Source organism: Aeromonas sp. EERV15 (assembly GCF_900079845.1).
Taxonomy (GTDB): domain Bacteria; phylum Pseudomonadota; class Gammaproteobacteria; order Enterobacterales; family Aeromonadaceae; genus Aeromonas; species Aeromonas sobria.
On sequence record NZ_FKKY02000026.1, the window covers coordinates 21,352 to 45,635 of the forward strand.

A 24,284-nucleotide genomic window follows, 5' to 3' on the forward strand; every position below is an offset into this window, starting at 1 on the left:
GGTCAGCTGCTTTGGCGCTTTTGCAGTTGAAAATCGAGAGCCAGAGCAGTACCGCTCACGGACTCCCCGGCCAGCTGGCGCAGGATCAGCTCGGCGGCCTCCTGCCCCATTTTGCGATAGGGGATCCTGACCGAAGTGAGGGTCGGATAACAGGCGCGCGCCACATCCAGATCGTCGAATCCGGCGATGGCCAGCTTGCCGGGCACAGCGAGATGGCGCCGCTGGCACTCGAACAGCACGCCCGCAGCCAGCTCGTCGTTAACGCAGATCAGCGCGTCCAGCTCGGGCCAGCGCAGCAGAAACTCCCCCAGCATGGTGGCGCCAGTGCTGAAGCTGGGCCGCTCCGAGGTGTTGATGATGGCATCGGGGGAGAGGTAATTGTCGAGCAGCGCCTTCTGCCAGCCCTGCATCCGCTGTTGCAGCATCCACTGCTCCTGACGGGCACAGAGAAAACCGATATTGCGATAACCCCGCTCAATCAGGTGCCGGGTCAGCTGATAACCGGCATCGAAGTTGGAAACCCCCACATTCATGTCGATAGGGCTGCGGGCCATGGCACCCACTTCCACCACCGGCAGACGAGAAGCTTTCAAGCGGGCCCGGATTGTCTCGCCGAGATCGCCGCCAAACAGCACCACCGCCGCCGGATTGTGCTGCAGAAAACTGGTCAGCAGGCTCTCTTCCTGCTGCTTCAGGTGCTGAGCATCCCCCAACATGATCTGGTAGCCCTCATCGAGCAGGGTCTGCTGCAGACCGGCGATCATCTCGCCACAACCCGCTTCCGCCAGACTGGGGACGATCACTACGATGGTCTGGGAGGTAGCAGACGCCAGCGCCCCAGCCGCCCGGTTGGGAATGTAGCCGAGCTCTTCCACCGCAGCTTCGATACGCTCGCGCATCTTGTCGGAGACCATCTCGGGAGTACGCAGGGCGCGGGAGACCGTCATGGCTCCCACCCCGGCCAGCTGAGCCACATCATTGAGGGTCACCCGACCCGTGCTACGGCGCTTCTTTGCTTCTGACATCCATCCCATCCTTGACTTGCGGCTGCCCACTTTAAGGCAAAAGTGCGGCACTGACTATTTGCTCAGGGCCGATTCTACCCTCTTTCCCGGATCACGGGGGCAAGATGACTCCCGTTAATGGATGAAGTGATAGCGCTATCACAGTTTCATGTTAGCGCTATCTGATAGCGCTAACTTTCGCGATCACCCTCACAGTTTCCCATCGGCAAGATCGTTAGATTGGCCCCATCTTAACTAGCCGGATCACCACCATGCTGACTCAACTGCTGACCGAGGATGTCATCCGCATCGAACCTGCCGCTCGCGACTGGCGCCACGCCATCGAGCTGGCAACGGCGCCCCTGCTGGCCAATGGCACCATCGAACCCTCCTATGTGGCGGCGCTGTTTCGCTCCCACGAAGAGCTCGGCCCCTACTACGTACTGGGCCCCGGTCTGGCGATGCCCCACGCTCGCCCCGAGGATGGGGTCAACCGGCTGGGTCTGGGGCTGACCGTCATCAAGCAGGGAGTCAACTTTGATTCCGAAGGCAACGACCCGGTCCAGCTATTGGTGACCCTGGCAGCCAGCGACAGCAACTCCCATGTGGAGACCATCGCCCAGCTGGCCGAGCTGTTTATGAATGAAGAGGACGTGGCGGCCATCATTGCGGCCGACACCAAAGACGACATCTTGCGCATTCTGGCGCGCTACTGATCTGCGCCAAGGCGCACCTGACAAAGGAAGAAACGATGAAAATTCTGGTTGTATGCGGTCACGGTCTGGGCACCAGCCTGATGATGGAAATGAGCATCAAGAGCATCCTGAAAGAGCTGGCAGTCACTGCCGAAGTGGATCACCGCGATCTGGCCTCCGCCGGTAGCGAAACCGCCGAGATCTTTGTCGCCACTCGCGACATCGCCGAGCAGCTGCAATCCATGGGCGTCAATGGCCGACTGGTGACCCTCGCCAACATGGTCGACAAGGTCGCCATGAAAGAGCAGCTCTCCACCGCCCTGCGCGAACTGGGCGCCCTCTAAGCATCCTCCATGCGGCCTGCGGGCCGCATCTTCCATTGCCAGGAGCTGACCATGGAATTTTTCAATTTTCTGATGTTTGACGTGCTGTCAGAGCCCGCCGTACTGGTTGGCCTGATTGCACTTATTGGCCTGATAGCCCAGAAAAAACCGGTGACCGAGTGCATCAAGGGCACGGTCAAGACCATCATGGGTTTTGTCATTCTGGGGGCCGGTGCCACCCTGGTGATCAACTCGCTGGGTGACTTCGCCGTCATCTTCCAGCACGCCTTCGGCATCAAAGGGGTCGTGCCCAACAACGAGGCCATCGTCTCCATTGCCCAGACCTCGTTTGGCAAAGAGATGGCGATGATCATGTTCTTCGCCATGTTGGTGAACATCCTGATCGCCCGCCTCACCCCGTGGAAATTCATCTTCCTGACCGGCCACCACACCCTCTTTATGTCGATGATGGTCGCAGTGATCCTCTCCGCCGGTGGCATGAGCGGCATTCCGCTCATCGCGGTCGGCAGCCTGGTGGTTGGTGTCGCCATGGTCTTCTTCCCGGCGATTGCCCAGCCGTTCATGAGACAGATCACCGGCTCCGATGATGTGGCACTGGGCCACTTCTCCACCTGCTCCTACGTGCTCTCCGCCCTGATCGGCGCCAAATTCGGCAACAAGGCCCACAGCTGTGAAGATGTGCAGGTACCCAAGAGCCTGCTGTTCCTGCGCGACACCCCGGTGGCCATCTCCTTCACCATGGGTATCATCTTCCTGGTGACCGCAGCCTTCGCTGGCCCCGAGTTTGTGACCAGCGTCGCCAAGGGCAAACACTGGCTGATGTTCTCCCTGATGCAGTCCATCACCTTCGCCGCTGGGGTCTACGTCATCCTGCAGGGTGTGCGGATGGTCATCGCCGAGATCGTACCGGCCTTCAAAGGGATCTCCGACAAGCTGGTACCGAACGCCAAACCGGCGCTCGACTGCCCCATCGTCTTCCCTTACGCCCCCAACGCCGTGCTGATCGGCTTCCTGTCGAGCTTTGCCGCCGGTCTGGTGGGGATGGCGCTGCTCTACGTGATGGGCCTGACCGTCATCATCCCGGGCGTGGTACCGCACTTCTTCGTCGGCGCCGCAGCAGGGGTATTCGGTAACGCCACCGGTGGCCGTCGCGGTGCCATTCTGGGCTCCTTCGCCAACGGCCTGCTGCTGCTCACCATTCTGCCGGTGTTCCTGCTGCCGGTGCTGGGCGACCTAGGCTTTGCCAACACCACCTTCAGCGACTCCGACTTCGGGGTACTGGGCATCCTGCTGGGGCTGATCGTTCGCTAATCCCGGCCAGAGCCAACAACAAAACGGAGCGCATCGCGCTCCGTTTTTTTATGGCTGCCATCTTGTCTGCATGGCCGGGAGTCAGTCGTTTTCCAGCGCGGCGAGGCAATGCGAGAGAGTGCGCGCCAGCGCCCCCTGATTGCGCAGCACCACGGCACGGGCCTGCTCCCCCATCTCGCGGCAAGCGGTCTCATCGGTAAACAGCTGGCTCACCTGCTCGCCCAGTGCGGCGGCATCTGCCACGATGGCGGCGCCCCCCTGAGCCACCAGCTGGCGGGTGATATCGCTGAAGTTGAAGTAGGCGGGGCCAGTCAGGCAGGGCTTGCCGAGCGCCGCCGGCTCCAGCAGGTTGTGGCCGCCGATCTTCACCAGACTGCCACCAACGAAGGCCACATCGGCCGCCGCCAGCATCAGCGGCAGCTCGCCCATGGTATCGCCGAGATAGACCTTATCCTCCGCACTCACCGCAGCACCATCAGTGCGCCGCACGCAGCCATAAGAGGCGCACAGCTCGGCCACCCGATCGAACCGCTCGGGATGACGCGGCACCAGGATCAGCAGCGCAGCGGGATGGCGTTTGAGCAGCAGATCGAAGGCGGCCAGCACCTGCTCGTCCTCACCCTGATGGGTGCTGGCGGCGATCCAGACCGGCCGCTCCGCCCCCAGCTGCTGACGCAGGGCGCGCCCTTTGGTCTGCACCTCGTCACCAAACTGGATATCGAACTTGATGGAACCGGTCACCGCCAGCCGCGAACGATCGATGCCGAGGCGGGCGAAGCGGTCGGCGTCATCCTGATGCTGACAGAGCAGATGGGTCAGCGGCCGACTCAGGGCGTCGAAGGCGCCATGGAAGCGGGCATAACGCTGGCAGGATCGCTCGGAAAGGCGGGCATTGATGATGGTCACCGGCAGATGGCGCGTCTCGCAGGCGGCCAGCCAGTTCGGCCACAGCTCGGTCTCCATCACCCAGAGCGCGCGCGGCTTGAAGGTGTCGAGAAAAGCCGCCACCGCCCAGGGGTAGTCGAGCGGCGCGTAGCGATGCACAACCAGCTCCCCCAGCTTGGCGGCCTGCTCGGCGCCGGTGCGGGTGGTGGTGGTGAGCAGGATCGGCAGATCGGGCCGCTCCGCCTTGAGAGCTCGAATCAGCGGCGTGATGGCCAGCGTCTCCCCCACGCTCACCGCATGGATCCACAGCGGTGCATCCTGTCCGGTGGCGGGCAGTCGCCCGAGATGCTCGGCCCAGCGCTCGCCAAAGCCGGGCTTACCCTTTTTCGGCTTGTAGAGCGCCAGCAGCGCCAGCGGCAATCCCAGATGGATCAGCAGGTTGTAGAGCAGACGGTAGGGCATCTTACTGGCTCTGCTCCAGCTTCTTGCAGGCATCGACCACCTGCTCCGGCGGCAAGTCGATCAGGCACTTGAGATGGCCGAACTTGCAGGTGCGCTTGAAGCAGGGGCGGCACTCGATGTCGGTGTGGACGATCTCGACCCGATCCGCCAGCGGCGGGGTGTAGAGCGGCGAGGTGGAGCCATAAACGCCGACCAGTGGCCGGTTGAGGGCGGCGGCGATGTGCATCAGGCCGGAGTCGTTGGAGATGACCCGGCTGGCCAGCGCCATCAGATCGATCGCCTCGTGCAGGCTGGTCTTGCCCGCCAGCACATGGCAGTTGGGGCGGGTCAGCAGATTGACCCGATCCCGGATGGTGTTGCCGACCGGCAGATCCTTGTTGGAGCCGAAGATCCACACCTGCCACCCTTCGTCCAGATGTTGCTGGGCCACCACGGCGTAGTGCCCCTCCGGCCAGCGTTTGGCCGGGCCGAACTCGGCACCGGGGCAGAGCACCAGCACCGGGCGGGCGCGATCCAGCCCCAGCCGTTCCAGCGCCTTGCTCTGGTTGATCAGGTCAACGTGCAGAGAAGGGTGCGGAATGGTCGGAATATCGGCCCGGCTCTTCATCTGCGCCTTGGGATAGGCGAGCGCCAGATAGCCCTCCACCATCAGCGGGAAGGCAGACTTGTTGCTGCGCAGGTCATTGAGCAGACCGTAGCGGCTCTCGCCCTTCCAGCCAGTACGCACCGGAATGCGGGCAAACCAGGGGATCAGCGCCGACTTCATGGAGTTGGGCTGGACGATGGCCTGATCGTACTTCTCGGCCGCCAGCTGCTTACCAAGGCGGCGGCGCGCCACCAGCTTGAAGTCACCGTGGCCAAGGGGCATGGTGATCGCCTTGTCCACCTCCGGCATCCGCTCCAGCAGGGCGCAGCACCAGGATGGCGCCATCACGTGCAGCTCACACTCCGGGTGGTTGGCCTTGATCGCCTTGTAGAGACTCTGGGACATCACCATGTCGCCGACCCAGGAGGGGCCGATCACCAATATTTTCATCACGCGTCTTCTCTCGGGACGGGCCCGACTGTTAATCATCACTGGGCGAGATTATGCCCCAAGAATGGTCGGATAAATAACAGAAGATCCTTGGCAATCCCCCCAGCAACCTCATTTTTCCAGCGGTGACCTTCTTCCAACCGGGCGAGACGAAACAGGCAAACAGCAGGCAGAAACGGGCAATGGCGGCTCTCTCTTTGGCCCGCTTTTCCGTTAGAATGGCCCATCAATACCCATTCGCCCCACCAGCCGGGCAATAACCATGAGCCCAATTTTGTGAAAAAACCGACTCTGGCTGCCGTTCTGATTGTCAAGAATGAAGCCGACAACCTGCGCAAGTGCCTCGCCTCCCTCGACGGACTGGTGGACGAGATCGTCATTCTGGACTCCGGCAGCCAGGACGAGACCCCGGCCATTGCCGCCGAGTTTGGCGCCCGTTTCTTCGTCAACGAGAAGTGGCCGGGCTTTGGCAAGCAGCGCCGACTGGCCCAGTCCCACGTGCAGTCCGACTGGGTACTGTGGCTGGATGCCGACGAGCGGCTCACCCCCGAGCTGAAAACCGCCATCGCCAAGGTGATGACCAATCCAGCCAGCGATACCATCTACTCGATCCCACGCCTTTCCTGGGTGTTTGGCCGCTTTATCCGCCACAGCGGCTGGTATCCGGATCGGGTGCTGCGCCTCTATCCCAAGGCACTCACCAGCTACAACGAAGCGCTGGTGCACGAGAAGGTGGAAGTGCGGGCCAACATGAAGATCGTCAATCTCCATGGCGACCTGCTCCACTTCACCTATCGGGATCTGGAGCACTATCTGGTGAAATCCGCCGGTTATGCCCGTGCCTGGGCCGATCAGCGCACTGCTCGCGGCAAGAAGGGCTCCCTCAGTCAGGGGCTGCTCCACGCCGTCGGCTGCTTCCTCAAGATGTACCTGCTAAAAGCCGGTTTCCTCGATGGCAAGCAGGGGCTGCTGCTGGCGATCCTCTCCGCCCACTCCACCTTCGTCAAATACGCCGACCTCTGGGTGCGCCAGCAGCCACAGCAGCCGGAATAACCGTCATACGAAACAGGGCCCCGCGGGGCCCTGTTTGCATTGCTGCATACCTTACTTCTGCCAGAAAGGCGCCGCCCAGCGGGCCATCTCCGGCACCATGGCCTTGGGATCGAGCTGGCTCATATCCTCCGGGTGGTCGCTATCCTCTGGCGGGCTGAAGGCAAGGTGACGACCTTCGCTGTTGAGGGGCTTCCAGCGCAGCGGGGTAGCAGAGCGGCGCATCGGGAAGAAACCTATGGTCGGCACATCCAGCGCGCCGGCAATGTGGAGCGGCCCGGTACTGCCTGCCACGAACAACGCCGCGTTGGCCAGCACCTGACAGAACATCGGCAGACCATCGCTGGAGCGGTAGATCCAGCCGTTGCCGCCGTGGGCTAACAGCTCGGCAGCCAGCTGTTCGGCGATCTTCTCCTCGCCCGGACCTGCGGTCAGCACGCACTGCAGCTCTGGGCAGGCCTGATTGAGCTTGATGATGATGCGGGCATACTGCTCGATGGAGAGGTTGTTGGCCGAACCGCCACTGCCGGCATGCACCATCAGCCAGGGGCGGTTAACGTCGAGCTTGAGCCTGAGCGCCAACTGTTCGCGCACCTGCAACAGGGTTGCGGGGTCGAACTGCAGAAAAGGCGTCTGGGGCTCCACCACGGCCACCTGCTGATCGGCCAGGAAACGGCGGATCAGCTCCAGGTTGTACTCGGACTCCGGCTTCTGGGAGCGGGAACGGCGCTGCACCAGTCGCTGGTTGTAGAGCACCTGCGCCAGCTTGGTCGCCGGGGCCAGCCGGTAGGGGATGTGTGCCTTCCATACCAGCATGGCGTTGCGGGAGTTGGAGAAGAGGCAGATGGACGCATCGAACGCCGCCGCCTTGATCCGCGCCAGCAGCGCGCGCTGTTGCTCCTTGTCGGCACCGACGCCCGGATCGATGATCACCTCGTCAATCCAGGGGCAGAGCCGGGCCAGCGGCGCAGTGTAGGCAGGAACCAGCGCCGTCACATGACACGCCATGGATCCTTTGAGCATGGCGAAGCTCGGCCATGCCAGCATGAAGTCACCAATCTTGTCATTGCGAACGACCAGAATACGTTTCATAAAAATCCCTTTGCTCCCTGTCACCACTGCAAGGAGGCTTGATGCGCGATGGGCGTATTCTTGCCTGATGCAGGGCTATTCTCAAGCGAAGAGACCTGCTGACATGGATTAAAACCGCCAAAATGTACCTCAGACAGCGCGCAATGAATAAATTCTGAGGCGTCGGCTGTCGCGATAACAGCCAAATCCCCCCTATAATGCGACCAAATTTACAGGCTGCAGGACTGCAAACATGACTACCAGGGTAATTTATCCCGGGACATTTGATCCCGTGACCAATGGCCACGCTGACCTGATCGGCCGCGCCGCCAAGCTGTTTGACGAGGTGGTGGTCGGCGTTGCCAACAGCCCGAGCAAGCGCCCGCTGTTCGATCTGGCAGAGCGGGTCCAGCTGGTACAGCAAGTGACCAGCCAGTTGCCTAACGTCAAGGTGGTGGGCTTCTCCGGCCTGCTGGTGGATTTCGCCAAGGAGCATCAGGCCAATGTGCTGATCCGCGGCCTGCGCGCCGTCTCCGACTTCGAGTACGAGTTCCAGTTGGCCAACATGAACCGCCGTCTGATGCCGGAGCTGGAGAGCGTCTTCCTCACCCCGGCGGAAGAGAACTCCTTTATCTCCTCCACCCTGGTGAAAGAGGTGGCGCTGCACGGCGGTGATATCCGCCAGTTTGTCGATCCCGTGGTGGCCAAGGCCATCGCCGCCAAGCAGAAAGGGTAAAAAACCTTCCAAAGCAGCAACAACGAACAAGGGCTACCCGCGGGTAGCCCTTGTTGTATTAGCCTCGTTATGGAGACTTCAGCCTACTTGCCGGTTACTGGCGGGCAAACCGCGCGGTCATCCCCTGCACCAACAGATCGAGCCACTCGTAGCGGCGCCGGTACATGGCCCGCTTCTTGGAGGCGATCTCCTCCAGCGGCTTGCGCGGCTGCGCTTGCAGGGCGACGAAGTTGGCGTCCACATCCCGAGCGTCGAACTCCTGCCACAGCTCGTCATAATCAGCCTGCAGGTTGGCTTTCTGCTTGCTGCTGTAGCGCTTGGCCTGGAACACGTGGGCCCGCTTGCGCACCGCCAGCACCTCTGCCGCCCCCATGCTCTGCGCCAGTTGCAGCACCAGCTGTACCAGCAGGGATTTGGGCCGCAGGCCGTGTCCCTCTTTGGTCAGCTCGCGCACCCGATCCTGAGCATTGTCGACCGCAGGCTCCGGCCCCTGCATGGAGCCGATCATTAGAATCAAACGCTCCGCACTGCCCGCCAGCGAAAAGGCGCAGCTGTAGAGGCGCTGTCCCTCGCCGTTGACGATGGAGAGCGCCAGCTCGGCCTCGCGGCGGAAGGTGCCGTCATGGCGCAGCAGGATGCGGCAGCCGCTCTGGGGATAGTGCCCCAGCTCAATCCCCTCGCCCAGATAGAGCGGGTCAATCAGCTGCGGGTAACACTCGAGGAGCAACCGATAGTGAGCTTCCAGCATCTCGGCCCGTTGACGGGCGCTGGCACAGGCGAATCGGTAAGGACGCATCGGCTTGTCGAGCAGCTCGGGGTAGATGGCTGGCAGCGCATTGAGCGACTCGCACTGAAACAGGCTGAAGACCCGGCTCAGCGACTTGCGATAGAGCAGGCTGCGCAGCACGAACTTGCCGCGATTGAAGGTTTTTCGGTCACATCCCTCGGGGTAGAGGAAGCGGGCCATGGATTTTGCGCAATAGCGCTCCTGCCGGGATAAATATTCCCAGTCTATTGATTTAACTGTCATTTTTATATTCTCAAACCGCCTGAACGGTCGGGATATTAGTGACAGCTGTGCAAATCTTCAACAGCGTGGCAATACGCTGTTACAACTTCCCCCGGATCGGAGCAAAAAGTGCGCTCAGCGCTGGCAATGACTGCAAAAAACGGTGGTGCGCTGGCCCATTCTTATCTCGGTCAGCAAGGTGTGACAGTGGAAACAGGGCTGACCGCCACGGCCATAGACCTGCAACTGCTGCACGAAATAGCCCGGCTTGCCATCGGCGCTGGTGAAATCCTTGAGGGTGGTGCCCCCCTGACGAATGGCCTCGGCCAGTACTCGCTTGATCTCGGCCACCAGGGTTCCCAGCCGCTCACCACTGATATTGCCCGCCGCCCGTTTGGGGTGAATGCCAGCGGCATAGAGCGCCTCATTGGCGTAGATGTTGCCCACCCCGACCACCACCTGATTGTCCATCAGGAACTGCTTGATGGCGGTGCTGCGCCCCTTGGCGCGCTCGCGCAGGTAATCAGCATTGAAGGCATCGGTGAGCGGCTCGGGCCCCAGCTTGGCGAGCAGCGCGTGGGCTTCGGCCGGTTCACGGGTCCACAGCAGGGCGCCGAAGCGGCGCGGATCGTTGAGCCGCAGCAGCTTGCCATTCTCCAGCTCGATATCCACGTGGTCGTGCTTCTCGGCCGGGGTGCCGATATCCAGCACCCGCAGGCTGCCAGACATCCCCAGATGAAGGATGGCGGTGCCGAAATCGGTCTCCAGCAGCAGGTATTTGGCACGGCGACGCACCCGATGGATGGTGAGGTCCACCAGCTCCTGAATTTCACCGGGGATCGGCCAACGCAGGCGGCCATCCCGCACCACCACGCGCGTCACCTTGATGCCGGTGAGCCAGGGGGAGATCCCCTGACGGCTGACTTCAACTTCTGGCAATTCAGGCATTGGCACCTCGCAAGGAAAAAGCACTCAGGGAGCAGGACGCAACAGATCGCGATACTGCTCGACAGTGAGGGAGAGCCAGAGACCGGATGGCAGCTGGGCGCCATATTGGCCGCTGTTCTGATAGAGGCCAATCTCGACCGGATCGTTCTGGCCGGCCATCCATACCTTGATGGTCACCGGCGTACCACGCACCGCCTCGCCGGGGGGCAGCAACCAGCTCTGCCAACGGGCCAGACGGGCAGCCAGCTGCTCACTGTTGAGCCCCAGCTCCGCCCCACTGCGCCAGCCCTGGCCAATCCGCTCGATCTGCCAGCTCGGCCCCTGCCAGGTGAGCACCACGGCCGCATCAGGCAGCAAGGGGCGCGCCCGCTTGGCGCTGTTCTCCTGCTGGGCACTCTCCATCCGGTGCAACAGGGTGATCACGATCAGCACCACCACGATGATCACGTTATTCCAGCCTTTGCGGCTCAATTTCAACATGACAAGCCTCCTTTCGCTCCGGCAGTGTACTGAATTCCGCCCATAAAAAAACCCGGCACGAAGCCGGGTTTTTGGGAATGCAGCATCAAGTAATTACTTGATTTTGCCTTCCTTGTAGATCACATGCTGACGAATAACGGGATCAAACTTTTTGATCTCCATTTTTTCGGGCATGGTGCGCTTGTTCTTGGTAGTGGTATAGAAGTGACCAGTACCGGCGCTGGAGTTCAGACGAATCTTATCGCGAATACCTTTAGCCATGATCTAATTCCTTATACCTTAACACCGCTGGCGCGCAGTTCAGCCAGAACCACTTCAACGCCACGCTTGTCGATAATACGCATGCCTTTTGCGGATACGCGCAGGCTTACGAAGCGTTTTTCACCCTCAACCCAAAAACGGTGAGTGTGCAGGTTCGGCAGGAAACGACGCTTGGTAGCGTTGTTTGCGTGCGAACGGTTGTTACCAACGGCCGGACGCTTGCCGGTTACTTGACATACTCTAGACATGTCCGTCTCTCCAAATCTTACTTCAATTGCTCGAGCAAATGTCTGCCCCGCTGGCCTTCGATTGCGGGGCAAACAGAAGGCGGCATTTTATACAGCATCCATGATCAAAGATCAACTAATACGGAGCCGGAGCACAGTCATAACCAACCGCGCTCGGCAAACGAAACCGTGATGCCATCACCGATCACCAAGTGATCCAGCACTCTAATATCGATCAGGGCCAAGGCGGCCGTGATCCGATCCGTGATCTGGCGGTCGGCCCTGCTGGGCTCGGCGACGCCGGACGGGTGATTATGCGCCAGAATCACCGCAGCTGCATTATGTTTGAGCGCGATCTGCACGATTTCTCTGGGCCAGACGCTGGCCGAATCGATTGTGCCGTAAAAAAGCTCAACAAATTGAATGACTCTGTGCTGGTTATCGAGCAATAACAGCGCAAATACCTCTCGCGGCCGATCTCGCAACTGAGCCTGCAGATAATCCCGGGTTAGCTGGGGCGAGCTGAGGGCATCGCCCCGTTGCAACTGTTCGGCCAAATGACGCCTGGCCATCTCCAGCACCGCCTGCAACTGGGCATATTTGGCAGGGCCCAAGCCGTGTGCCTCGCAGAATGCCCGCTGATCCGCCCCCAGTAAGCTGCGCAAAGAGCCGAATTGATTCAACAGGTTGCGCGAGAGATCCACCGCACTCAGGCCATTGACACCGGTACGCAAAAAGATCGCGAGCAGCTCGGCATCGGAGAGCGCAGCGGGCCCCTGACGCAGCAGCTTCTCTCTGGGTCGTTCATCCTCCGGCCACTCCTTAATGCTCATTTGTCTCTCCCTCATCCCTGTTGAGAGAAAACATAGCAAAAAATTGCGCGCACCCGACCACCCCCTTGATGCCAACCCCTGTCGTCATCCATTGCCTGTGGTATCTTAGCCGACCAGTCAAAGTGAGCCGGATAGAGAAACAGCAGATGAGATTGGCCGATAAACGCATCCTGTTGGGTGTCAGTGGCGGGATCGCCGCCTACAAGAGTGCCGAGCTGGTACGTCGCCTGAAAGATCAGGGGGCCGAAGTTCGGGTGGTGATGACCCGCTCCGCCAAAGAGTTCATCACCCCGCTGACCCTGCAGGCGGTCTCCGGTCATCCGGTGGCCTACAGCCTGCTGGATCCCTCTGCCGAAGCGGGCATGGGCCATATCGAGCTGGCCAAGTGGGCCGATCTGATACTGATCGCCCCCGCCAGCGCCAACCTGATGGCACGGATGGCCGCCGGCATGGCCGACGAACTGCTGACCACCCTCTGTCTGGCGACCCCGGCACCCATCGCGCTGGCGCCCGCCATGAACCAGCAGATGTATCTCAACGCCGCGACCCAGGCCAACCTCAAGACCCTGGCCAGCCGCGGCATTCTGCTGTGGGGGCCGGATGCCGGCAGCCAGGCCTGTGGCGATGTCGGCCCCGGCCGGATGCTGGATCCCCTCGATCTGGTGGATCGCTGCTGTCAGCAGCTGGCCGCCGAGCCGTTGCTGGCGGGCATCAAGCTGCTGCTGACCGCAGGTCCAACCCGCGAGGCGCTGGATCCGGTGCGCTACATCAGCAACCACAGCTCCGGCAAGATGGGCTATGCCATCGCCCGTGCCGCCCGTGAGGCGGGTGCAGAGGTGACGCTGGTGAGCGGGCCTGTGGCACTGGCCACTCCGGCTGGCGTTACCCGTGTCGATGTGGAGAGCGCCGAGCAGATGCATCAGGCGGTGATGAGCCGGGTCGGCGAGTGTGACCTCTTCATCGGCTGCGCCGCGGTGGCCGACTATCGCCCCGAGCAGGTGGCCAGCCAGAAGATCAAAAAGACCGGCGATAACGACCAGATGATGGTGAAGCTGGTGAAGAATCCCGACATCATCGCGGCCGTTGGTGCCCTGGCAGACAAACCCTTCACCGTCGGATTTGCCGCCGAAACCGTGGATGTGGAACAATACGCCCTCGACAAGTTGCAGCGTAAGCGGCTGGACATGATCGCCGCCAACGATGTGTCCCGCGAAGGGCAGGGCTTCAACGCCGATGACAACGCCCTGACCGTGTTCTGGCAAGGGGGCCAGGCCCCGCTGCCGCTGGCCGACAAGCTGACGCTGGCCCGTCACCTGATCGCCCTGATTGCGCGCCACTACCGGCGCTGAGCGTCCCGATAACGCAAGACTCATGACGCCCCCCTTGCCGTGCCAAGAGGGGCGCCGACACAAGATCCAACTGAACAAGCGATTCATGACAACACAAATTGAACTGAAGATTCTGGATGCCCGTATCGGTACCGAGTACCCGCTGCCCGCCTACGCCACACCGGGCTCTGCCGGTATGGACCTGCGCGCCCTGCTGGATGCGCCGCTGACCCTGGCCCCCGGTGATACCACCCTGGTGCCGACCGGTCTGGCCATTCACATTCAGGATCCGGCTCTGTGTGCCACCATCCTGCCCCGCTCCGGCCTCGGCCATAAGCACGGCATCGTGCTGGGCAACCTGGTGGGTCTGGTCGATTCCGATTACCAGGGCCAGCTGATGGTCTCGGTCTGGAACCGTGGCAAAGATGAGTTCACCATGCAGCCCGGCGAGCGCATCGCCCAGCTGGTGATCATGCCGGTGGTTCAGGCCAGCTTCCAACTGGTCGATGAGTTCAATCAGAGCGAACGGGGTGAAGGCGGTTTTGGTTCTTCTGGTCGTCAATAACAGACCACACCAGCCCTTTGGGCGGTGTCTAATAATAGAACCAAGCCATTGTTTTTTTAGGGGAATCCATGGCAAGCAGTAATCAGAAACAGAGTCGGCGCGATCAGATCCTGCAAGCGCTCGCCCATATGCTGGAAACCAGTCCGGGGCAGCGCATCACCACGGCCCGTCTGGCGGCCGAGGTCGGCGTATCTGAAGCAGCCCTCTATCGGCATTTTCCCAGCAAGGCGCGGATGTTCGAGGGGCTGATCGACTTTATCGAGGATTCCCTGCTGTCACGGGTCAATCTGATCATGGCGGAAGAGAAGGACACCATGGCGCGCTGCCACCACATCCTTCAGCTGCTGCTGGTGTTTGCCGAGCGCAATCCCGGCATCACCCGCATCCTCAACGGCGACGCCCTGCTGGGTGAACACGATCGGCTGCGGGATCGCATCAGTATCCTGTTCGACAAGCTGGAAACCCAGCTCAAACAGGTGCTGCGCGAGAAGCGACTGCGCGAGGGTCAGGGCTTCCAACTTGACGAGACCATGCTGGCCAATCTGCTGCTGGCCTACACCGAAGGCCGCATCAGTCAGTTTGTGCGCTCCGAGTTCAAGCTCAAGCCGACCGCCGGGTTCGAGGATCAGTGGCAATTTATCCGCAGCCAGTTGCTGCAGAGCTGATGGTTTTTTAGCGTCATTCGGCAAAAAAGAAGGGAGGCCTTGGCCTCCCTTCTTTTTTGTGTCAGGTTTTTATGGCAGAAAAGAAGTACCAGATGCGACCCGGACTGTCGCGCTGCGGTGTTAGATTTATCCACCATAAACCTTTTAGAACCTGACAGGACATCCTATGGAACCCGAAATCATTACCGAAGCACAGACCTGGCTGGTCAATAATCAGGGACTGCTGATCGAGTACGGTGTCAATATTGCCGCCGCCCTGCTGACCCTGCTGGTCGGCTATATCGCCGCCAACCTGCTCAGCGGCGGCGTGGTCAAGGTGATGCAAACCCGCAAGCTCGACATCACCATCACTCACTTCGTCGGCAGCATCCTCAAGTACGCCATCCTGGTGTTCGTGGTGATCGCCGCGCTGGGCCGGGTCGGGGTACAGACCGCCTCCTTCGTCGCCATTATCGGTGCCGCCGGTCTGGCCATCGGTCTGGCGCTGCAGGGCTCGCTCTCCAACTTCGCCGCTGGCTTCCTGCTGATCATCTTCCGCCCCATCAAGGCGGGTGAGTTTATCGAAGTAGCAGGCACCAACGGGGTCGTGCAATCCGTACAGCTCTTTACCACTACCCTCACCTCCGCTGACAACAAGATGGTGGTAGTCCCGAACTCCGCCATTCTCAACGGCACCATCGTCAACTACTCACGGATGGATACCCGCCGCGTCGACATGACCTTCGGCATTGGCTACGGCTCTGACCTGCGCAAGGCCAAGCAGATCCTCGAGCGGCTGGTGAATGAAGAGCCGCGCATCCTGAAAGATCCGGCTGCCACCATCGCCGTCGCCGCACTGGCCGACTCCTCGGTCAATATCGTGGTACGCCCCTGGGTGAAAACCGCTGATTACTGGGGTGTCTGGTTCGACTTCCACGAGAAGGTGAAACTGGCCTTTGATGCCGAAGGCATCGAGATCCCCTTCCCGCAGATGGTCATGCACATGCAAAAACCGCAGGCGTGATCGCGGTTCTGCTGCAATACACAATGCCAGCCTTCGGGCTGGCATTGTCGTTTCTGGCCCCGGCCCATGGCCGTTGCAATGCATAACCAAGCCAACCGGATGAAAACAATTTCAGGTCATCGGGGTGGCCCCAATCATGAGCAAGCGCAAGATCCGCCTTGCTTTAGTGACTCATAATCCCAATGTTCTGGTTGTATGCTCCCGACAGTGACCCATTGCGGTAAAAGACAATCGGTAAAAATCTGTTACACGGGCCGCCCGATCGGCTCGCTATAATGCTCGGATAATAAGGTTTGGCGGGACCTTGCCTGCAAGGTTCAAACACAACTTGGCATTTCAGGAATCCTATGAAAAATATCAATCCAACCCAAACCCAGGCCTGGCAGGCACTGGCAGCCCACTTTGCAGCAAACAAAGAGACACAACTCAAGGATCTGTTCGCGCAGGACCCGAAGCGCTTTGACAAGTTTTCCCTCACCTTCGGCGGCGACATTCTGGTTGATTACTCAAAGAACCTGATCACCGAAGATACCCTCAAGTTGCTGGTTGATCTGGCCAAAGAGACCGATCTTCGCAGCGCGATCGACGCCATGTTCAATGGCGAGAAGATCAACATGACCGAAGGCCGCTCCGTACTGCACGTGGCCCTGCGCAACCGCTCCGACCGCCCCGTCGAGTGCGACGGCAAGGATGTGATGCCGGAAGTGAACGCCGTACTGGCCAAGATGAAGGGCTTCTGCGAGAAGATCATCTCCGGCGAGTGGAAAGGCTACACCGGCAAGGCAATCCAGCACGTGGTCAACATCGGGATCGGTGGCTCTGATCTGGGCCCGGTGATGATCACCGAGGCACTACGCCCCTACAAAAACCACCTGCAGATGCACTTCGTCTCCAACGTCGATGGCACCCACATCGCCGAGACCCTGAAGAAGATCGATCCGGAAACCACCCTGTTCCTGGTGGCCTCCAAGACCTTCACCACTCAGGAAACCATGACCAACGCCCTGACCGCCCGCGACTGGTTCATCAACATCGCCGGTGACAAGGCCCACGTTGCCAAGCACTTCGCTGCGCTCTCCACCAACGGCAAGGCCGTGGCCGAATTCGGTATCGACACCAAAAACATGTTCGAGTTCTGGGACTGGGTTGGCGGCCGCTACTCCTCCTGGTCTGCCATCGGCATGCCCATCGCCCTCTCCGTCGGTTTCGAAAACTTCGAAGCCCTGCTGCAAGGCGCCTTCGAGATGGACATGCACTTCGCCACCGCCTCCTATGAGCAGAACGTGCCGGTGCTGCTGGCGCTGATTGGCCTGTGGTACAACAACTTCTACGGTGCCGAGTCCGAAGCAATCCTGCCGTACGACCAGTACATGCACCGCTTCCCTGCCTACTTCCAGCAGGGCAACATGGAATCCAACGGCAAGTACGTGGATCGCAACGGCAAGCCGGTTGACTACCAGACTGGCCCCATCATCTGGGGTGAGCCAGGCACCAACGGCCAGCACGCCTTCTACCAGCTGATCCACCAGGGCACCAAGCTGATCCCCTGTGACTTCCTGGCACCAGCCATCAGCCACAACCCGATCGGTGACCACCATCCGAAACTGCTGGCCAACTTCTTCGCCCAGACCGAGGCACTGGCCTTCGGCAAGAGCAAAGAGCAGGTCGAAGCCGAGTTCCTGGCGGCAGGCAAGACTCTGGAGCAGGTCAAGGATCTGGTGCCGTTCAAGGTGTTCGAAGGCAACCGCCCGACCAACAGCATACTGTTCAAGAGCCTGACCCCGAAAACCCTGGGTGCCCTGATCGCCATGTACGAGCACAAGATCTTCGTACAGGGCGCAATCTGGAACATCTTCAGCTTCGACCAGTGGGGCGTGGAGCTGGGCAAACAGCTGGCTAACAAGATCCTGCCGGAGCTCAACACCACCGAGGCTGTCACCAGCCACGACTGCTCCACCAACGGTCTGATCAATACCTGGAAAGCGTGGAAAGCCTGATTTATCCGGCCTTTCTGAATGCAAAAGCCCCGCTCGATGAGCGGGGCTTTTTTATAGCTGTCGGGCCGGATTTTCTGGCTGGCCGGTCGGGTGTCCAGTCCGACTGGCGACGGGGATCGTCATCCCCGCCCCTTCATCATCCAGCCCGATGCTGGCTTAACCGCCAACAGCGATACGTTTCATGTCCTTCATGTAACCGCGCAGTACCTGACTGATCTTCTCGCATCAGGCATGGTTGCGGGTCATGCCTGATTAACCGCCAACGGCGATGCGTTTCATGTCCTTCATGTAGCCACGCAGTACCTGACCGATTTTCTCGCACCAGGCATGGTTGCGGGTCATACCTGATTAACCACCAACAGCGATGCGTTTCATGTCCTTCATGTAACCACGCAGTACCTGACCGATCTTCTCGATCGGATGGTTACGGGTCGCTTCGTTGGCCGCCAGCAGCGCCAGGTTGTCGACGCTCTGCCCTTCCGCCTTGCTGGCACCCAGATCGCCCGCTTTCAGGGTCGGCATGAAGTGCTCACGCAGCAACGGCACAGCGGCGTTGGCGAACAGGTAGTTACCGTACTCGGCGGTATCGGAGATAACCACGTTCATCTCGTACAGACGCTTGCGGGCAACGGTGTTGGCGATCAGCGGCAGCTCGTGCAGGGATTCGTAATAGGCAGACTCCTCGTAGATACCGGAAGCCACCATGGTCTCGAACGCCAGCTCGACACCCGCCTTGACCATGGCCACCATCACCACGCCATGGTCGAAGTACTCCTGCTCGGCAATCTTGCCAGCGAACGCCGGGGCGTTTTCGAAAGCGGACTTGCCGGTCTCTTCACGCCAGGTGAACAGTTTGACGTCATCTTCGGCCCAGTCGGCCATCATGCCGCGGGAGAACTCACCGGCGATGATGTCGTCCATGTGCTTCTCGAACAGCGGGCGCATCAGGGTCTTGAGCTGCTCGGAGAGCTCGAAGGCGCGCAGTTTAGCTGGGTTGGAGAGTCGGTCCATCATCAGGCTGATGCCACCCTGTTTCAGGGCTTCGGTGATGGTCTCCCAACCGAACTGGATTAACTTGCCGGCATAGGCCTTGTCGGTTCCTTCAGCAACCAGCTTGTCGTAGCAGAGCAGGGAACCGGCCTGCAGCATGCCGCAGAGGATAGTCTGCTCGCCCATCAGATCAGATTTCACTTCCGCCACGAAGGAGGATTCCAGCACCCCGGCACGGTCGCCGCCGGTGGCAGAGGCCCACGCCTTGGCGATGGCCATACCTTCACCCTTGGGATCGTTCTCCGGGTGGACGGCAAGCAGAGTCGGCACACCGAAACCGCGCTTGTACTCTTCACGCACTTCGGTACCCGGGCACTTCGGCGCTACCATGACGACAGTGATGTCGGCGCGGATCTGCTGACCCTCTTCCACCACGTTGAAGCCGTGGGAGTAGCCCAGTGCTGCGCCCTGCTTCATCAGCGGCATCACGGTTTTCACGACGTCGGAGTGCTGTTTGTCCGGGGTCAGGTTCAGCACCAGATCGGCGGTCGGGATCAGCTCTTCATAGGTGCCGACCGCGAAGCCGTTGTCGGTAGCCTTCTGCCAGGAGGCGCGCTTCTCGGTGATGGCGGCCTTGCGCAGGGCGTAAGAGATATCCAGCCCTGAGTCACGCATGTTCAGACCCTGGTTCAGCCCCTGGGCACCACAGCCCACAATCACCACCTTCTTGCCCTTCAGCACGTCGCAACCGTCGGCGAATTCCGCTCGCTGCATGAAACGACACTTGCCCAGTTGGGCCAACTGCTGACGCAGGTTCAAGGTGTTGAAATAGTTAGCCATGGTGATTGCTCCGTTCGATTGATTCCATGCCGGTTAGCGGCGTTGTCTGAACCACTATAGCGCGGGACACTTATTGCCTGAACTGATATATTCGAAACAGTATGTTGCAAGAATTGAAAGATGATTCTTGGCAGTTTCACCCCATGTGACTCCCCATTTCAGCAAAATTGCAGCTGACTTATCCGGGGAGGCGGTTGCCAGAGCCGAACGGTTCGGCATGAATTTATGCCCTGACTGCAGCAGGAAGTGATCAATGGACCTTCGCAATCTCGAGCTATTTCTCCACCTCGCCGACTCCCTTCACTTCGGCAAGAGCGCCGATGCCATGGCGGTCAGCCCCTCCACCCTGAGCCGCGCCATCCAGCGACTGGAGCAGGAGACCGGCTGCATCCTGTTCGAGCGGGACAACCGCTCGGTACGGCTCACCCCAGCCGGCGAGAAGCTGCGGGAGTTTGGTGGCGGCCTGTTGCAGGAGTGGCGTCAGCTCAAACAGGAGCTCAAACGCAGCGACGAACCGCTGCAAGGGCGGCTGCGAGTGTTCTGCTCGGTCACTGCTAGCTACTTTTTGCTGCCCGAAGTGCTGGAGCGCTTTCGCCGCCGCTACCCCCAGCTGGAGATCAAGCTGGAGACCGGAGACCCCGCGCTGGCGGTGGACAAGATCCTGGCCGACGAAGCCGATCTCGCCATCGCCGCCCGTCCCGATGCCCTGCCCGCCAAGCTCGAATTCGCCAGCCTGCGGCTGGTGCCGCTGGTCTTTATCGCGCCGCGTAATGCGCCCCAGCTGAACCAGTGGTTCCGCCAGGGGGAGCCGGACTGGGAACAGTTGCCGGTCATCCTCTCCGAGCAGGGATTGGCCCGCAAACGCAGCGATCAGTGGTTTCGCAACAAGGGGATAGCCCCCAACATCTACGCCGAAGTGGCGGGTAACGAGGGGATCGTCGCCATGGTGGCGCTCGGTTGTGGCGTAGGATTGGTACCGGCGGCGGTGATCGACCACAGCCCCCTCGGCGACAAGGTGCGGATCATCGACCTCAAACCCGCCTTCAAGCCATTTGATGTGGGGATCGGGGTACTCAAGAAGCGGCTGGAGGAACCGCTGATCCGTGCCTTCTGGGATACCGCGCAGAATCAGGGTTCACTGCGCTGAAATAGGCTGATAGCGGTCGCGATAGGCCGCAGTTAGATGGCAGAGGGATGAAAATTACGGGCGCGAATAGGCTGCTCGATTGCCGATACGCCAGCCAGCGCCTCCACGGTGCCCTCTCTGAAAGATGTGTGAGCGCTCTCGTGTCAAATCTCGTGTCAGAAATGACAATAGGCAAACCCGACAGGTCATCGCAGACTGGGCGTTAATCAACAAACGCCAAGGCGCAGGGAGGAGAGCCATGAAACAGCATCTGGTAGAGATCAAGAGTTCAACCCTGTTTGACGAGTATCTGCAAAGCATGGGGGTGCCCAGCACGGCGCTGGACCGGGAGCAGGATATCTATCTGCAGGAACGCCACCTCGGCGCCATTCGCCGGGTGCAAGGCGAACTGCGCTTTTATCTGCGCGCCAATGCCCTGAACAAACGGTGATCAGGAGCCGGTCACAGAACCCGCAGCAAAGGCGTATTAGACTGGTATCTTCCCCCTTTTGTCGGGAGTGCCCATGAACGCAAGCGGTCTGGATCGGCTGTTCAAACCCCAATCAATCGCCGTGATCGGCGCCTCGACCGACCCGCTCAAGGCGGGTCACGTAATCGTGCGCCACCTGCTGGCGGGCCAGTTCAAAGGACCCATCCTCCCGGTAACCCCGCGCAACACAGCCATCGCCGGCGTGCTGGCCTATCCCGATATCGCCAGTCTGCCGCTAACCCCGGATCTCGCCATCATCTGCACCAGGCGGGAACGGGTCTTGCCATTGCTGGAGGCGCTCGGCCAAAAGGGCGCGGGAGCCGCCATCATACTGGCCGCCGACTTTTCCCCCGAGGAGCGACTGGAGCTGAAACGGGTCTGCCAGCAATATGGCATTCGCCTGCTCGGCCCCAACAGCATGGGGATGCTGCTGCCCGGCCAGGGGATCAACGCCAGCTTTTCCCCCATTGCCGCCAAGCCGGGACAGGTCGCTTTTCTCTCGCAATCCGCCGCCGTCAGCACCACCATTCTGGATTGGGCCAAACAGCATGAGCTGGGCTTTTCCGCCTTCATCTCCCTGGGTGACCACTGCGATATCGACTTCGGCCAGCTGCTGGATCAACTCTCCCGCGACAGCGTCACCCGCGCCATCTTGATCTACATGGACAAACTGCACGATGCCCGCCACTTTCTCTCGGCGGCGCGGGCAGCCTCGCGTAACAAGCCAATCCTGGTGCTGAAAAGCGGGCGCCACGATCCGGCCCATGGCCTTGACAATGTCTATGATGCCGCCATCCGCCGTGCCGGTATGCTGCGGGTGCGGGATACCCACGAACTGTTTGCCGCGGTCGAAACCCTCAGCCACTCCATGACCCTCAAGGGGGAGCGGCTCGCCATCATCTCCAACGGTCGCGGGCTGGCCAATATGGCAGTGGATGTGCTGCTGGAGCGGGGCGGCAAGCTGGCTCGCCCGCCGCTCGATATCGGCAGCGATGCCACCATCACCACCTATCAGGAGGCGCTGGACAGCGTGTTGCTAGAAGACGGCATCGACGCCATCCTGATCATCCACGCCCCCTCGCTAACGGCACCGAGCGCGCCGCTGGCCAGCCATCTTATCGCCCATCTGAAACAGCACCCCAGAGCGCGCCGTTTCAACATCCTCACCAACTGGGCGGGTGAATACTCGGCGCAGGAGGGGCGCAAGCTCTTTACCGAGGCGGGCTTCCCGACCTACCGTACCCCGGAAAGCGCCATGGCCGCCTTCATGCACATGGTGGAATACCGTCGCAACCAGAAGCAGCTGATGGAAACCCCGGCGTCACTGCACGGCAACCAGCTCAATGTCGAGCTGTGCCAACAACTGATCCGTCAGGCGCAGGAGCGCAAGCAGCTGAGGCTGGATACCCATCTGGTGCACCCGATTTTGCAAGCCGCAGGTCTCTCGACCCTGCCAACCTGGATCGTCACCGACGCCATCGAGGCGACCCTGACCGCCGAGCAGATCGGCTATCCGGTAGCTGTGAAACTGCGATCACCAGACATCCTCCACAAGTCTGCCGTGCATGGCGTGGTACTCAACCTGCGCACCTCGGCCGAAGTGGCGCAAGCCGCAGATGCCATTCTGGATCGGGTCAGACAACATGATCCGGGCGCCCGCATCGAAGGCTTGCTGGTGCAGCGGATGGCACGACGCAGCGGCGGCCTGGAGCTGCGGGTGCGGATCCAGCAAGACGCCATCTTTGGCCCCGTCATCCTGCTGGGTGAATCGGGTGCGGAGCCGCAGGAGATGGTAGCGGCCTTGCCACCGCTCAATCAGGCGCTGGCTCGTTACCAGATCATCGGCGCACTCAAGAGTCGCAAAATCCGCGAACAGGCGACACCGGAGCGCCTGGATATCGATGCTCTCGGTCAGGTGCTCTGCCAGCTCTCCGAGCTGCTGCTCGCCTTTCCGGAGATTCAGGAGCTGGATCTGCATCCGCTACAAGCGTGCGGTGCCGAGATGGTAGTACTGGATGCCAGCCTCACGCTGGCAGACCCCGCCATCCCGACCAGCAATCGACTGGCGATCCGCCCCTATCCCACCGAACTGGAGGAGGGTGCCTGGCTGAAAGACCAGCGCCACATCCTGCTGCGCCCGATCCGGCCGGAAGATGAACCGGCTCACAAGCAGTTCGTACTGCAAGTCTCCGATGAAGACAGGTACAAGCGCTTCTTTGCCGATGTGGGCGAACTGGGCCATGAAGAGCTGGCCCGCATGACCCAGATCGATTACGACCGGGAGATGGCCTTTGTGGCGGTAGGGCAGGATGGCGAACTGCAGGATCAGATCCTCGGTGTGGTACGCGCTATCTCGACCCCGGACCTGAGCGATGCCGAGTTTGCCATTCTGGTGCGATCGGACTTGAAAGGGGTGGGCCTCGGCAAATTGATGATGGAAAAGATCATCCGTTATGCCAAAGAGCAGGGGATTGGTCAGCTATCCGGCATGACCATGCCCAGCAACCGTGGCATGGTCAACCTCGCCAAGCGGCTTGGCTTCAAGATCGACGTCCAGATGGAGGATGGGGTGGTCAATATGGAACTTCTCTGTAGCCAGCAGGCGGCAGAAGCCTGATTTGTGGTCGGACATAGCACCAATCAAATGGCTGTAAATTGAGCTGATAAGGCTCTGATATAGATAGAAAATGGCGGGAATGACAGGTTTTTGAGCCATCTCCCGGTAGGTAAACGCCAAGCATTGACTGTTTAACACACTAAAAATGACAAAGCCCAGTCGAGAAAGCGGGCTTTGGTGTTCACTCTGGTGTGCAAACATGGGCTTCAATGGGCAAAATCTGCCCATAGCAAAAAGGCCTTCCCAATCGGGAAGGCCTTTAAAATTAGTGGCGGAGCGGACGGGACTCGAACCCGCGACCCCCGGCGTGA

Annotated in this window: 24 protein-coding genes; 13 read left to right on the top strand and 11 right to left on the bottom strand. The window is 60.5% G+C overall.

Features of this window, described 5'->3' with window-relative positions:
* Nucleotides 1–2: 2 nt before the first annotated feature.
* Complete coding sequence (locus BN4575_RS18850) at nucleotides 3–1,025, bottom strand: LacI family DNA-binding transcriptional regulator (RefSeq protein WP_068979333.1); 1,023 nt, start codon at nucleotides 1,023–1,025, stop codon at nucleotides 3–5.
* A 251-nt stretch (nucleotides 1,026–1,276) separates the two neighbouring features.
* Between BN4575_RS18850 and BN4575_RS18855 the strand changes: the two genes are divergently transcribed.
* From BN4575_RS18855 to BN4575_RS18865, 3 genes are read left to right on the top strand one after another with little or no spacing between them, the layout of a single operon-like run.
* Nucleotides 1,277–1,720: a PTS sugar transporter subunit IIA gene (locus tag BN4575_RS18855; protein WP_042022661.1), complete on the top strand. Its 444-nt coding sequence runs from the start codon at nucleotides 1,277–1,279 to the stop codon at nucleotides 1,718–1,720.
* A 35-nt stretch (nucleotides 1,721–1,755) separates the two neighbouring features.
* Nucleotides 1,756–2,043: a PTS sugar transporter subunit IIB gene (locus BN4575_RS18860; protein WP_042022659.1), complete on the top strand. Its 288-nt coding sequence runs from the start codon at nucleotides 1,756–1,758 to the stop codon at nucleotides 2,041–2,043.
* Nucleotides 2,044–2,094: 51 nt separating this feature from the next.
* The gene (locus tag BN4575_RS18865; protein WP_068979334.1) at nucleotides 2,095–3,354 is read left to right on the top strand and encodes a PTS ascorbate transporter subunit IIC; all 1,260 of its coding nucleotides are present in this window, start codon (nucleotides 2,095–2,097) and stop codon (nucleotides 3,352–3,354) included.
* An 81-nt stretch (nucleotides 3,355–3,435) separates the two neighbouring features.
* On the opposite strand, the gene waaA is transcribed toward BN4575_RS18865, so the two are convergent.
* Entirely contained in the window at nucleotides 3,436–4,701 is a 1,266-nt protein-coding gene (gene waaA, locus BN4575_RS18870; RefSeq protein ID WP_068979335.1) for a lipid IV(A) 3-deoxy-D-manno-octulosonic acid transferase, read from the bottom strand.
* Nucleotide 4,702: 1 nt separating this feature from the next.
* A complete protein-coding gene (gene waaF / locus BN4575_RS18875; RefSeq protein WP_068979336.1) occupies nucleotides 4,703–5,737 on the bottom strand; it encodes a lipopolysaccharide heptosyltransferase II in 1,035 nt (344 codons plus the stop codon).
* A gap of 276 nt (nucleotides 5,738–6,013) precedes the next feature.
* Between waaF and BN4575_RS18880 the strand changes: the two genes are divergently transcribed.
* The gene (locus BN4575_RS18880; protein ID WP_068979337.1) at nucleotides 6,014–6,790 is read left to right on the top strand and encodes a glycosyltransferase family 2 protein; all 777 of its coding nucleotides are present in this window, start codon (nucleotides 6,014–6,016) and stop codon (nucleotides 6,788–6,790) included.
* Between the two features lie 51 nt (nucleotides 6,791–6,841).
* On the opposite strand, the gene BN4575_RS18885 is transcribed toward BN4575_RS18880, so the two are convergent.
* Nucleotides 6,842–7,879 (bottom strand): glycosyltransferase family 9 protein, encoded by a 1,038-nt coding sequence (locus BN4575_RS18885; protein ID WP_068979338.1) that lies wholly within the window; start codon nucleotides 7,877–7,879, stop codon nucleotides 6,842–6,844.
* Between the two features lie 232 nt (nucleotides 7,880–8,111).
* Here BN4575_RS18885 and coaD point away from each other — a divergent pair, with 232 nt between their 5' ends.
* Entirely contained in the window at nucleotides 8,112–8,594 is a 483-nt protein-coding gene (gene coaD / locus BN4575_RS18890) for a pantetheine-phosphate adenylyltransferase (RefSeq protein ID WP_042022649.1), read from the top strand.
* 94 nt (nucleotides 8,595–8,688) lie between these two features.
* On the opposite strand, the gene BN4575_RS18895 is transcribed toward coaD, so the two are convergent.
* The 6 genes from BN4575_RS18895 to radC all read right to left on the bottom strand — a co-directional run bounded on the left by BN4575_RS18895 (nucleotide 8,689) and on the right by radC (nucleotide 12,352).
* Nucleotides 8,689–9,624 carry a VirK/YbjX family protein gene (locus BN4575_RS18895; RefSeq protein WP_083221083.1) on the bottom strand — a complete coding sequence of 312 codons (936 nt, stop codon included), beginning with the start codon at nucleotides 9,622–9,624 and terminating at the stop codon, nucleotides 8,689–8,691.
* 114 nt (nucleotides 9,625–9,738) lie between these two features.
* Nucleotides 9,739–10,551 (bottom strand): bifunctional DNA-formamidopyrimidine glycosylase/DNA-(apurinic or apyrimidinic site) lyase, encoded by an 813-nt coding sequence (mutM, locus tag BN4575_RS18900; RefSeq protein ID WP_068979340.1) that lies wholly within the window; start codon nucleotides 10,549–10,551, stop codon nucleotides 9,739–9,741.
* Between the two features lie 24 nt (nucleotides 10,552–10,575).
* Nucleotides 10,576–11,031: a hypothetical protein gene (locus BN4575_RS18905; protein ID WP_068979341.1), complete on the bottom strand. Its 456-nt coding sequence runs from the start codon at nucleotides 11,029–11,031 to the stop codon at nucleotides 10,576–10,578.
* A gap of 93 nt (nucleotides 11,032–11,124) precedes the next feature.
* On the bottom strand, nucleotides 11,125–11,292 hold the full coding sequence (gene rpmG / locus BN4575_RS18910; protein WP_005323752.1) for a 50S ribosomal protein L33: 168 nt from the start codon (nucleotides 11,290–11,292) through the stop codon (nucleotides 11,125–11,127).
* 11 nt (nucleotides 11,293–11,303) lie between these two features.
* Nucleotides 11,304–11,540, bottom strand: coding sequence for a 50S ribosomal protein L28 (gene rpmB, locus BN4575_RS21370; protein ID WP_005321271.1), 237 nt, complete (start codon nucleotides 11,538–11,540; stop codon nucleotides 11,304–11,306).
* Nucleotides 11,541–11,677: 137 nt separating this feature from the next.
* A complete protein-coding gene (gene radC / locus BN4575_RS18915; RefSeq protein ID WP_068979342.1) occupies nucleotides 11,678–12,352 on the bottom strand; it encodes a RadC family protein in 675 nt (224 codons plus the stop codon).
* A gap of 146 nt (nucleotides 12,353–12,498) precedes the next feature.
* Between radC and coaBC the strand changes: the two genes are divergently transcribed.
* The 5 genes from coaBC to pgi all read left to right on the top strand — a co-directional run bounded on the left by coaBC (nucleotide 12,499) and on the right by pgi (nucleotide 17,910).
* Nucleotides 12,499–13,701: a bifunctional phosphopantothenoylcysteine decarboxylase/phosphopantothenate--cysteine ligase CoaBC gene (gene coaBC, locus BN4575_RS18920; protein WP_068979343.1), complete on the top strand. Its 1,203-nt coding sequence runs from the start codon at nucleotides 12,499–12,501 to the stop codon at nucleotides 13,699–13,701.
* An 85-nt stretch (nucleotides 13,702–13,786) separates the two neighbouring features.
* Nucleotides 13,787–14,245, top strand: coding sequence for a dUTP diphosphatase (gene dut, locus BN4575_RS18925; RefSeq protein ID WP_033113594.1), 459 nt, complete (start codon nucleotides 13,787–13,789; stop codon nucleotides 14,243–14,245).
* Between the two features lie 68 nt (nucleotides 14,246–14,313).
* Nucleotides 14,314–14,910, top strand: a complete 597-nt coding sequence (gene slmA / locus BN4575_RS18930) for a nucleoid occlusion factor SlmA (RefSeq protein ID WP_033113593.1) — start codon at nucleotides 14,314–14,316, stop codon at nucleotides 14,908–14,910.
* 166 nt (nucleotides 14,911–15,076) lie between these two features.
* A complete protein-coding gene (locus BN4575_RS18935; protein WP_068979344.1) occupies nucleotides 15,077–15,913 on the top strand; it encodes a mechanosensitive ion channel domain-containing protein in 837 nt (278 codons plus the stop codon).
* Nucleotides 15,914–16,260: 347 nt separating this feature from the next.
* Nucleotides 16,261–17,910, top strand: a complete 1,650-nt coding sequence (gene pgi, locus BN4575_RS18940) for a glucose-6-phosphate isomerase (protein ID WP_068979345.1) — start codon at nucleotides 16,261–16,263, stop codon at nucleotides 17,908–17,910.
* 348 nt (nucleotides 17,911–18,258) lie between these two features.
* Here pgi and ilvC read toward each other — a convergent pair whose 3' ends face one another.
* On the bottom strand, nucleotides 18,259–19,740 hold the full coding sequence (ilvC, locus tag BN4575_RS18945) for a ketol-acid reductoisomerase (RefSeq protein ID WP_068979346.1): 1,482 nt from the start codon (nucleotides 19,738–19,740) through the stop codon (nucleotides 18,259–18,261).
* A gap of 253 nt (nucleotides 19,741–19,993) precedes the next feature.
* Here ilvC and ilvY point away from each other — a divergent pair, with 253 nt between their 5' ends.
* From ilvY to BN4575_RS18960, 3 genes are all read left to right on the top strand, one after another.
* On the top strand, nucleotides 19,994–20,887 hold the full coding sequence (ilvY, locus tag BN4575_RS18950) for an HTH-type transcriptional activator IlvY (RefSeq protein ID WP_068979347.1): 894 nt from the start codon (nucleotides 19,994–19,996) through the stop codon (nucleotides 20,885–20,887).
* 238 nt (nucleotides 20,888–21,125) lie between these two features.
* Nucleotides 21,126–21,317, top strand: a complete 192-nt coding sequence (locus BN4575_RS18955; protein ID WP_068979348.1) for a hypothetical protein — start codon at nucleotides 21,126–21,128, stop codon at nucleotides 21,315–21,317.
* Nucleotides 21,318–21,390: 73 nt separating this feature from the next.
* Entirely contained in the window at nucleotides 21,391–23,973 is a 2,583-nt protein-coding gene (locus tag BN4575_RS18960; protein WP_068979349.1) for a bifunctional acetate--CoA ligase family protein/GNAT family N-acetyltransferase, read from the top strand.
* The last annotated feature ends 311 nt before the right edge of the window (nucleotides 23,974–24,284 follow it).

Coding starts and splice junctions, on each gene's coding strand:
- BN4575_RS18850 (WP_068979333.1), bottom strand. CDS start 1,025: ATGTCAGAAGCAAAGAAGCGCCGTAGCACGGGTCGGGTGACCCTCAAT.
- BN4575_RS18855 (WP_042022661.1), top strand. CDS start 1,277: ATGCTGACTCAACTGCTGACCGAGGATGTCATCCGCATCGAACCTGCC.
- BN4575_RS18860 (WP_042022659.1), top strand. CDS start 1,756: ATGAAAATTCTGGTTGTATGCGGTCACGGTCTGGGCACCAGCCTGATG.
- BN4575_RS18865 (WP_068979334.1), top strand. CDS start 2,095: ATGGAATTTTTCAATTTTCTGATGTTTGACGTGCTGTCAGAGCCCGCC.
- waaA (WP_068979335.1), bottom strand. CDS start 4,701: ATGCCCTACCGTCTGCTCTACAACCTGCTGATCCATCTGGGATTGCCG.
- waaF (WP_068979336.1), bottom strand. CDS start 5,737: ATGAAAATATTGGTGATCGGCCCCTCCTGGGTCGGCGACATGGTGATG.
- BN4575_RS18885 (WP_068979338.1), bottom strand. CDS start 7,879: ATGAAACGTATTCTGGTCGTTCGCAATGACAAGATTGGTGACTTCATG.
- coaD (WP_042022649.1), top strand. CDS start 8,112: ATGACTACCAGGGTAATTTATCCCGGGACATTTGATCCCGTGACCAAT.
- BN4575_RS18895 (WP_083221083.1), bottom strand. CDS start 9,624: ATGACAGTTAAATCAATAGACTGGGAATATTTATCCCGGCAGGAGCGC.
- mutM (WP_068979340.1), bottom strand. CDS start 10,551: ATGCCTGAATTGCCAGAAGTTGAAGTCAGCCGTCAGGGGATCTCCCCC.
- BN4575_RS18905 (WP_068979341.1), bottom strand. CDS start 11,031: ATGTTGAAATTGAGCCGCAAAGGCTGGAATAACGTGATCATCGTGGTG.
- rpmG (WP_005323752.1), bottom strand. CDS start 11,292: ATGGCTAAAGGTATTCGCGATAAGATTCGTCTGAACTCCAGCGCCGGT.
- rpmB (WP_005321271.1), bottom strand. CDS start 11,540: ATGTCTAGAGTATGTCAAGTAACCGGCAAGCGTCCGGCCGTTGGTAAC.
- radC (WP_068979342.1), bottom strand. CDS start 12,352: ATGAGCATTAAGGAGTGGCCGGAGGATGAACGACCCAGAGAGAAGCTG.
- coaBC (WP_068979343.1), top strand. CDS start 12,499: ATGAGATTGGCCGATAAACGCATCCTGTTGGGTGTCAGTGGCGGGATC.
- dut (WP_033113594.1), top strand. CDS start 13,787: ATGACAACACAAATTGAACTGAAGATTCTGGATGCCCGTATCGGTACC.
- slmA (WP_033113593.1), top strand. CDS start 14,314: ATGGCAAGCAGTAATCAGAAACAGAGTCGGCGCGATCAGATCCTGCAA.
- BN4575_RS18935 (WP_068979344.1), top strand. CDS start 15,077: ATGGAACCCGAAATCATTACCGAAGCACAGACCTGGCTGGTCAATAAT.
- pgi (WP_068979345.1), top strand. CDS start 16,261: ATGAAAAATATCAATCCAACCCAAACCCAGGCCTGGCAGGCACTGGCA.
- ilvC (WP_068979346.1), bottom strand. CDS start 19,740: ATGGCTAACTATTTCAACACCTTGAACCTGCGTCAGCAGTTGGCCCAA.
- ilvY (WP_068979347.1), top strand. CDS start 19,994: ATGGACCTTCGCAATCTCGAGCTATTTCTCCACCTCGCCGACTCCCTT.
- BN4575_RS18955 (WP_068979348.1), top strand. CDS start 21,126: ATGAAACAGCATCTGGTAGAGATCAAGAGTTCAACCCTGTTTGACGAG.
- BN4575_RS18960 (WP_068979349.1), top strand. CDS start 21,391: ATGAACGCAAGCGGTCTGGATCGGCTGTTCAAACCCCAATCAATCGCC.